Source organism: Planctomycetota bacterium (genome assembly GCA_018242585.1).
Lineage (GTDB): Bacteria > Planctomycetota > Planctomycetia > Pirellulales > PNKZ01 > JAFEBQ01.
This window is the reverse complement of sequence record JAFEBQ010000049.1, coordinates 80,307-83,730: the sequence shown is the minus strand read 5'-3', so window position 1 is coordinate 83,730 and position 3,424 is coordinate 80,307. Positions and strand designations below refer to the sequence as shown.

At 61.7% G+C, this 3,424-nt stretch carries 4 protein-coding genes and 1 pseudogene (1 of these 5 running past the window's edge); 2 read left to right on the top strand and 3 right to left on the bottom strand.

The annotated features are described in order from the left end of the window. The 3 genes from JSS27_20910 to JSS27_20900 form a co-directional block, all read right to left on the bottom strand. Positions 1-942, bottom strand: a 942-nt coding sequence (locus JSS27_20910) for a DUF3500 domain-containing protein (GenBank protein ID MBS0211410.1), incomplete at its 3' end; no start/stop codon positions are given. A gap of 140 nt (positions 943-1,082) precedes the next feature. After that, entirely contained in the window at positions 1,083-1,625 is a 543-nt protein-coding gene (locus JSS27_20905; GenBank protein ID MBS0211409.1) for a hypothetical protein, read from the bottom strand. A 256-nt stretch (positions 1,626-1,881) separates the two neighbouring features. Next, positions 1,882-2,244, bottom strand: a complete 363-nt coding sequence (locus JSS27_20900; protein ID MBS0211408.1) for a hypothetical protein — start codon at positions 2,242-2,244, stop codon at positions 1,882-1,884. Between the two features lie 439 nt (positions 2,245-2,683). Between JSS27_20900 and JSS27_20895 the strand changes: the two genes are divergently transcribed. Together JSS27_20895 and JSS27_20890 are read left to right on the top strand one after the other, a co-directional pair. Beyond that, positions 2,684-2,953, top strand: a complete 270-nt coding sequence (locus tag JSS27_20895) for a BON domain-containing protein (protein MBS0211407.1) — start codon at positions 2,684-2,686, stop codon at positions 2,951-2,953. A gap of 237 nt (positions 2,954-3,190) precedes the next feature. Continuing rightward, positions 3,191-3,424, top strand: a pseudogene (locus tag JSS27_20890) (SDR family oxidoreductase) (it continues 529 nt past the right edge of the window).

The window sequence follows — 3,424 nt, the reverse complement described above, 5'->3', positions numbered from 1 at the left end:
GAACTCGATCAAGAACGTCGGCCCTTGCACGCGATAGTAGTGTCCCACTCCCGGCTGGTCGGCCCCTTCCCAGGCGAAATAAACTTTGCCCCAGCCCGCCTCGACGATGTCCTTGAGCCGGGCCTCGGCCACATCGTCGGGCATGTTCGCGGCATACTCACGAACCAATCGTTCGAGCGTGGCACGCTGCGTCGGATTCATCTGCTCGTGGCTCAGACCGACCGGCGCGGCCGTGGGAGGCTGGGCTTCGCCAGCCGCCCGAATTTCAGCCGGGGCCTTGGCCGCGCGAATCGCCACTCCGCGCTGTTCAGTCGATAGCGACCCGACCAACTCGAACGCAATCGTCTCCTCGCTGGCCAGCACGCGGGTGCCCACCTTGACCTGGGGCACGGTGCTGCTTTTGACAACGGCCGGGTTCGTGGCGAACACCGCCGGCGTGGACGAAATGACGCTGCCGCGCTCGACGACAAAGTTGAGCGACATGTGATGCCCTTCGATACTCAGGCCCCACCGCCCGTCGGCAGTTGGTTTGTCGAACACCGTGAAATAATACCGCTCGGCGTCACGCACCGGCCCCCCAACACGAGTTTTCTCAAGCTCCGCCAACAGATGTTCCAAGGCCATGATCTGGGTCGCCTTGCCATAGCCTGTCTGACTCAGAGCGGTACTCAATAGTTTGAGCGCGGCGTCGCGCTGATCGCTGTTCATCTCGCGAATCTGCAACCCCTTGCGGGTCGGCTTGGGAATGAAGTGCCAATCGACGCGCGCCGGCGACGCATAGTCCAGTTGAGCCTTGGCGCGTTGAGCCTCGTCGAGCGAGGCCAGAAACGCCTCGGCCGCCGTGGTCATGGCGGGCCCGGCCGGCGCCGAGCGAAACAAGGCGGCGGTGCTGCTGGCCACCAGCCCCAAGAACAACAAAGCGACAAGCAATTTGCGATGCATGATAAACTCTCCAGCCGTGGCGAACTGGGAGCCGATGTGGCTGTGGTCGCCGTGAAACACTGCCGCCAATTTACTTGGCCGACAAGGCGCGTGCTAGATGCGAGAGCGCGCGAAAATGCCACGATTTTAGCCTGATCGGCCTAGTGCGGGTGGCGATGCGGATCGCGGTCGTGGTGGGCCTGGTTCAAATGGACGTGCAGGTCGGATCGCGCGCGGAACAGCCGTTCGAGCGCCGCGTCACTGACGTTCGCACCGTCAAGATACAGCGATTCCAATCGTGGCAGCTTCTCGAAGATTGCCAAGCCGGCGTCGGTGACCGGCACGTCGATCAAATGCAGGCGCACCAGCGCGGGGAACGCTTCGAGCTTGGCCAGGCCGGCAGGCGTCAAGCGCGGACTGCTGATTCGCAATTGGACCAACTCGGGTAGAGTCGCGAGCTGGCCGAACTCCGCGTCACTCAAGTCGGCTTGCGGCAGGTTCAGAATCTGCAAGTGCTTGAACTGAAGAATCGGCCGCAGCATTTCGCCATCGACCTTGGCACCGCGTAAGCGCAAATGTTGCAGCTCGGGTAGCTTAACCAGCTCGGTCAAGCCAGTTGCCGTGAACGATTGATGGTCGTGGTCGAGTTGCAACGTCCGCAGGCGCGGCAATTCGGCGATCGCCCCGAGCTCAGTGTCATTCACGGGGCGCTTCGATAGCGTGATTGACGACGATTGCCCGGCGCGAACAACCTCCATTTGCTCGGCCAATGACTGCTCGCGCGGTCGGTCGGCGCAGCCTGCCAGACAACAGCAGGCAACCAGCAAAGCGACAATTACTCCCAGCGTTCGCAAACGAGAATCCTCGGCATGACGCGCAAATGTATCGAACCGACCACCATTCAGGTCCGAGGATAGTTTGCCGCGCCCACGAGGGAAAGAGGTGACTGGTCTCGCCAGATTACGGCGTGACGGTCGCCATCTGGGCGCTCAGGTCGGGGGTCGAATACCCCAGCGCGCGGGCGCGGGACTGCAGGATAAACTGGAAGTACTGCAATTGGTGGCGAGGCCGCTTGCGAGCAGCGATAAACGTGGTGTCGATCAGTTCGCGCGGCAATGTGCCGGCCTCGACCTGGGCCACGATCTGGGCGATGTATTGAAACTCAACCGGGCGACGTGCTCGGAGCCCTTTTTCCAACTGTTCTTGCAAGGTCAGGTCGGTCACGCCGCCAGCGGTGTTCGCCGGCGGAGGAGTCGCGACCGTGGACGCGGCAACAATCAAAACGAGGGTCAGCAACAAGCAGCCGGCCAACATGCGAATCACGGTAAACCTCCGCGGGCAAAGATGCGCCGATCGACGCGCAAGGGATGGGGGCATGCTTGTATGTCAAGGGGCTCTCTCTCGCAAGATCGAATTGGTGCTGACACCGCGATGCCTGCACGCAACGCGCTACTTCGCGGCGGATTCGTTTACCGGTGTGTTCCAGCTTGACTTCGCCATTTGCCCAATTTGTCGTTCATTGTGCGACATCGCTCGCAAATGCACACCGTGGCCTCACAACATGATCTGTTGGTGACAGCAAACGAGCGCCTTTCTAACTTGAAAAAACTCGCGCTATCCGGACAATCAATAGTGAACTACGAGGCTCTTTCGCTCGTAGTCCCCTCCGGTTCGCGTCCCTCCCTCCAAATACAGGCGGTTTATGCAAAGCTCATTGAGCCCTCGCTCTTCCTTGTTGCGCACCGATGTTGGTCATGCTGGCATGTCGCGCGAGTCGCTGCTCGAAAACTGGCAGTCAAGCCCCGAGGAGAGCACCGCAACGACGCACGATCTGGAACGGCGGGTTCGCTCGTTCCTGGCCACGCGCAGCGAACCAGGTCTGCGCCGCATCGACATCGACGCCGAAGGGGGTCGTGTCACCCTGCGTGGACTGGTCCGCTCGTTTTATGAACGGCAATTGGCCGTCCATTGCTGCCGCCGGGTCGCCGGCGTGACCGAAGTGATCGACCAGTTGAACGTACAGCGCGGTTAAGTCCGTCAAGCAGGTACGGCGAGTCGGATTTTCGCCGCAAAGCATCGCTCGGGTCGATGGAACGGCCCGCTTTTCTGGCGAGGGCGCTTAGCGCCCTACTCACATCGGGCACGTTCTTGTGCCAAAATGGGCTAATTCTAATTAGCCTTTCGACGACCTGGATCTGTCGACCTGGCGCGACTTTGATTGGCGCGCCGGCGACAAGTTCCCAGACATTTGCCACAGGTGGAAACTCCGATGGACTTCAAGGGGAAAGCCGCGCTGGTGACCGGCGGCGGCACCGGTGTCGGTCGCGCCACGGCCCTGCTGCTGGCGCGACTGGGCTGCCAAGTGACGATCAACTATCAAAAGTCCCAGGCGGAAGCCGAAGACACAGCGGCCGAGATTCGCGCCGCGGGCGGCGACGCCCAAGCGGTTCAGGCCAACGTGGCCGACGATGCCGCCTGTCGCGCGCTGGTCGCCGCCGCGGTC

Bases quoted from the DNA above. Each gene is read 5' to 3' on its own strand.
- JSS27_20895 (MBS0211407.1), top strand. From the start codon at position 2,684: ATGTCGCGCGAGTCGCTGCTCGAAAACTGGCAGTCAAGCCCCGAGGAG.